The sequence below is a fragment of the Bacillus sp. FSL R9-9497 genome (assembly GCF_038005805.1).
In the GTDB taxonomy this organism is placed as follows: Bacteria; Bacillota; Bacilli; order Bacillales; family Bacillaceae_G; genus Bacillus_A; species Bacillus_A cereus.
This window is the reverse complement of record NZ_JBBOTY010000001.1, coordinates 270001-275000: the sequence shown is the minus strand read 5'-3', so window position 1 is coordinate 275000 and position 5000 is coordinate 270001. Positions and strand designations below refer to the sequence as shown.

Genomic DNA, 5000 nt, shown 5'->3' with positions numbered 1-5000 from the left:
TGCAGAATACAAACTTCATATTTGGGATCAAGGCCCTGGTATTCCAAAACATGATTTACAAAACATATTTGAGCGAATGTACCGAAGCGAACAATCAAGAAACTCTTCATTTGGTGGTAGCGGTCTCGGACTCTCTATTTCTAAAGCACTCGTTGAAAAAAATGGTGGGCATATATGGGTTGAAAGTACTCCATGGAAACGAACTACTTTTGGCTTTTCTATTCCAAAACACAATACTTTTAAGAAATAGTTAAGAAATGATTAATATGCAGTTAAGCCTTCCTTTTTATGATGTAAGTAAGAACTTATAGAAAGCAGGTGTCTCCTATAAATACAATTATAAAAACGACTAACCTTACTAAAGTATATGGCAATCAAAAATCAGTAGATAATTTAAATATTAATGTTCAACAAGGAGAGATTTATGGCTTCATAGGCCGCAACGGTGCTGGTAAAACAACAACCATTCGTATGCTGCTTAGTCTTATAAAACCTACAAGTGGAACGATTGAAATATTCGGAGAGAACTTATTCCAAAATCAAAAAGATATTTTAAGCAGAATTGGTTCTATAGTTGAAGTTCCAGGATTTTATGAAAACTTAACTGCAAAAGAAAACCTACTAATTAATGCAAAGATAATTGGGGTTCACAAAAAGAATGCTATCGAAGAAGCATTAGAAATAGTAGGCTTGCAGCATGAGACAAAAAAGTTAGTAGGAAAGTATTCTTTAGGAATGAAGCAACGCTTAGGAATTGCACGCGCTCTTCTCCATTATCCTGAGCTACTCATATTAGATGAACCAACTAACGGACTAGACCCTATTGGTATTAAAGAAATACGAAAACTTATTCATTCTTTAGCTCAAGAAAGAAATATAACAATACTCATTTCTAGTCACATATTAGCCGAGATAGAACAGTTGGTCGATCGTATCGGAATTATTCATGAAGGAAAGTTACTAGAAGAGGTTTCTCTTGATACGCTGCGCAAAGCAAACCGTAAGTACATAGAGTTTCAAGTGAATAATGACGATAAAGCTGTGATGTTATTAGAAAATCATCTTCAAATTTTTGATTATGAAGTACATGATGAAGGAAATATTCGTATTTACTCTCATTTTGGACAACAAGGATACATAAACAGAACATTCGTTCTTAATGATATTGAAGTATTAAAAATGATGATAAGCGAAGATAGACTAGAAGATTATTTCACCAAACTAGTTGGAGGTGGAACAATTGGTTAATCTACTCTATACAGAACTCTTAAAACTAAAACGCTCTAATATGTTTTTAATTAGCATTATTGGTGCTGGTGTCGCACCTTTCTTAGTTGTAGTAGCCTCTTATATACATATAAAAACAAAACAGCCTACTCCAACTATTTGGTTCCATCAATTATTCACTGACGTTAACTTATATACTACTTTAGTTATAGGATTCCCCTTATATGGAGTAGTGGTTGCATATTTGCTTACCCGTGAATATGCAGAAGATACACTGAAAAATTTACTAACTATCCCCGTGTCGCGCATTAGCTTTATTATAAGTAAATTCATCATTCTCTTTCTTTGGATTATGATGCTAACTTTAGTCGCTTGGGCACTTACTTTAATATTAGGGCTATTGGGGAACTTCCCTGGCTTTAACATTTCTTTACTTTTAGGTTCTTTCCTAGAATTTTTAATATGTGGTGGACTTCTCTTTCTATTGTCTTCACCTATTGTGCTACTAACTCTTGTAATGAAGAGCTATGTACCGCCCATTATATTAACAGTCATTATTACAATGACTAATCTTATGCTCGTAAACTCCAAGCATAAAGATTTATTCCCGTGGACCGCTACTCTAGATATCGCAAATAACGAATTACAACCGACATATCCACCAGAGTATTCTTATATCATCATTGCAGTAACGACAATTTCCGGATTTATTGCAACACTATTCTATTTTAAAAAAGTAGACATTCATTAATTTGTAGGAGTGAAACTATGAGCGATATCATTATTGCCTTCATACTCGGTATTGTAGAAGGATTAGCTGAATTTTTACCTATATCCTCTACTGGCCATCTTATATTAGTCGGGCATTTATTAGGCTTTGAGGGAGAAAGAGCGAAAACGTTTGAAATTGTTATTCAGCTAGGCGCAATTTTAGCCATTGCAATTTTATATCATAAACGTCTCGTTTCTTTATGTAATATTAAGCCTCTTCTACAGAAAGAAAAAAAATTCAACGCGTTCCATGTATTTCTTGGCGTATTTCCGGCAGTGGTTGCTGGTTTGCTACTACATGATATTATTAAAACATACTTATTCCAGCCATACACTGTTGTGATTGGACTTGTAGCAGGTGCAATTCTTATGCTCTTTGCAGAAGTAAAAAAGAAAGAGGCAGCAGCCTATTCACTGGACGATTTAACATACCGCCAAGCTTTAACAATCGGATTATTTCAGTGCTTAGCAGTATACCCTGGCTTCTCTAGAGCTGGCTCTACTATCTCTGGAGGTCTATTAGCAAAAGTAAATTATAAGACTGCATCTGAATTCTCTTTTCTAATAGCTCTTCCTGTAATGATTGGGGCTACAGGCTTAGACTTACTAAAAAGTTGGAAGTATTTAAGTGTCGATGACATCCCTATGTTTGCGGTAGGATTCATTACCTCTTTTATAGTAGCGATGCTAGCGGTAGTAACTTTTCTAAAGCTTTTAGAGAAGATAGGTTTAAAACCTTTTGCGTACTATCGTATTTTGTTGGCTATCTTATTTACGCTTTTCGTATTGCTATAGATTCATATAAGTCACATATTATTAAACTGATATTCAATTTAGAATATCAGTTTTTTCATCTATTTTAACTCTAGTATTACTCACTTCAATATGGCATAGTGATAATAAACTACCATTCATAATCTGAACGTTCTTTAAGTAACTACATCCTTTATCATAAAATGCAATTGGAAAATTAAAGATTCCATATATGTACAGAACATATTTACAAACTATATTCACTCCACATAGTATCTTTTTAATTTGCAACACACCGCTACAACTTTTAAATGAGTACAAAGACATACTAAATAAGTAAGTAAATTTCCTAGGAATTATAAAGAGACTAAATATGAATTAGAGTGAGGTAACGATAAAAATGAATCAATTAGCACAGACATATTGGGATACTTATTGGGGAAACAACAAAAAACCAGAATCTGTTACAGCTTGGCAATTTGGGGATGCCCCTAATTATCTTGCACAACTAGTAATTGACGGTATTAAAACCGCTACATGCTCCGGTCACATTTTTTATGAATTAGAACATGAATCACTACCGACTACTATTGATTATAGTATTATACTCAATAGTAATGATGAACCTGTAGCTATTATTAAGACAATAGAAGTAACTGTAACACCAATGAATGAAGTAAGCGAAGAATTCGCTATCGCTGAAGGCGAAGGAGATCGTACTTATAATTACTGGAGAGACACCCATGTTCGTTTTTTTACAAAGGAACTAAATGAGCTTGGTCTTAATTTCTCTGAAGATATGTTACTCGTCTGTGAGCGTTTTGAACTTGTTGATGTGAACAATAAAGTGAAATTTTAATAAACTGAGATTTACCAGCCATTCTTATTTTTATAAAACACAAAAAAGACGAGTCATTCTGACTCGTCTTAAAGTTGCTTGGCGACGTCCTACTCTCACAGGGACAAGGTCCCAACTACCATCGGCGCTAGAGAGCTTAACTTCCGTGTTCGGTATGGGAACGGGTGTGACCTCTCTGCCATCATCACCAAACTATTGAAGGCATATTCCTTCAAAACTAGATAACATTTGCTACATATTATATGGTTAAGTCCTCGATCTATTAGTATTCGTCAGCTCCACATGTCACCATGCTTCCACCTCGAACCTATCAACCTGATCATCTTTCAGGGATCTTACTAGCTTACGCTATGGGAAATCTCATCTTGAGGGGGGCTTCATGCTTAGATGCTTTCAGCACTTATCCCTTCCGCACATAGCTACCCAGCTATGCCCTTGGCAGAACAACTGGTACACCAGCGGTGCGTCCATCCCGGTCCTCTCGTACTAAGGACAGCTCCTCTCAAATTTCCTACGCCCACGACGGATAGGGACCGAACTGTCTCACGACGTTCTGAACCCAGCTCGCGTACCGCTTTAATGGGCGAACAGCCCAACCCTTGGGACCGACTACAGCCCCAGGATGCGATGAGCCGACATCGAGGTGCCAAACCTCCCCGTCGATGTGGACTCTTGGGGGAGATAAGCCTGTTATCCCCGGGGTAGCTTTTATCCGTTGAGCGATGGCCCTTCCATGCGGAACCACCGGATCACTAAGCCCGACTTTCGTCCCTGCTCGACTTGTAGGTCTCGCAGTCAAGCTCCCTTATGCCTTTGCACTCTACGAATGATTTCCAACCATTCTGAGGGAACCTTTGGGCGCCTCCGTTACACTTTAGGAGGCGACCGCCCCAGTCAAACTGCCCACCTGACACTGTCTCCCGGGTCGATAAGACCCGTAGGTTAGAATTTCAATACAGTCAGGGCGGTATCCCACCAGCGCCTCCACCGAAGCTAGCGCTCCGGTTTCAATGGCTCCCGCCTATCCTGTACAAACTGTACCAAAATTCAATATCAGGCTACAGTAAAGCTCCACGGGGTCTTTCCGTCCTGTCGCGGGTAACCTGCATCTTCACAGGTACTATAATTTCACCGAGTCTCTGGTTGAGACAGTGCCCAAATCGTTACACCTTTCGTGCGGGTCGGAACTTACCCGACAAGGAATTTCGCTACCTTAGGACCGTTATAGTTACGGCCGCCGTTTACTGGGGCTTCAGTTCAGAGCTTCGCTTACGCTAACCCCTCTCCTTAACCTTCCAGCACCGGGCAGGTGTCACCCCCTATACTTCGCCTTACGGCTTCGCAGAGAGCTGTGTTTTTGCTAAACAGTCGCTTGGGCCTATTCACTGCG

At 38.8% G+C, this 5000-nt stretch carries 5 protein-coding genes and 2 rRNA genes (2 of these 7 only partly in view); 5 read left to right on the top strand and 2 right to left on the bottom strand.

Features of this window, described 5'->3' with window-relative positions:
• The 5 genes from MKY21_RS01570 to MKY21_RS01550 form a co-directional block, all read left to right on the top strand.
• Positions 1 to 250 carry the end of a sensor histidine kinase gene (locus MKY21_RS01570; RefSeq protein WP_061663392.1) on the top strand. 764 nt of this gene lie to the left of the window's left edge, so only the last 250 of its 1014 coding nucleotides appear in the window; its start codon lies beyond the left edge, outside the window; its stop codon occupies positions 248 to 250.
• Positions 251 to 318: 68 nt separating this feature from the next.
• Positions 319 to 1248, top strand: a complete 930-nt coding sequence (locus tag MKY21_RS01565) for an ABC transporter ATP-binding protein (protein WP_000074577.1) — start codon at positions 319 to 321, stop codon at positions 1246 to 1248.
• Positions 1241 to 1978 carry an ABC transporter permease gene (locus MKY21_RS01560; RefSeq protein ID WP_000247716.1) on the top strand — a complete coding sequence of 246 codons (738 nt, stop codon included), beginning with the start codon at positions 1241 to 1243 and terminating at the stop codon, positions 1976 to 1978. Before MKY21_RS01565 ends, MKY21_RS01560 begins: the two co-directional genes overlap by 8 nt.
• A 17-nt stretch (positions 1979 to 1995) precedes the next feature.
• Positions 1996 to 2793: an undecaprenyl-diphosphate phosphatase UppP gene (uppP, locus tag MKY21_RS01555; protein ID WP_001279960.1), complete on the top strand. Its 798-nt coding sequence runs from the start codon at positions 1996 to 1998 to the stop codon at positions 2791 to 2793.
• A gap of 358 nt (positions 2794 to 3151) precedes the next feature.
• A complete protein-coding gene (locus MKY21_RS01550) occupies positions 3152 to 3610 on the top strand; it encodes an ASCH domain-containing protein (protein ID WP_001072418.1) in 459 nt (152 codons plus the stop codon).
• Between the two features lie 76 nt (positions 3611 to 3686).
• Here MKY21_RS01550 and rrf read toward each other — a convergent pair.
• Positions 3687 to 3802, bottom strand: a 5S ribosomal RNA gene (gene rrf, locus MKY21_RS01545).
• Between the two features lie 50 nt (positions 3803 to 3852).
• Positions 3853 to 5000, bottom strand: a 23S ribosomal RNA gene (locus MKY21_RS01540) (it continues 1775 nt past the right edge of the window).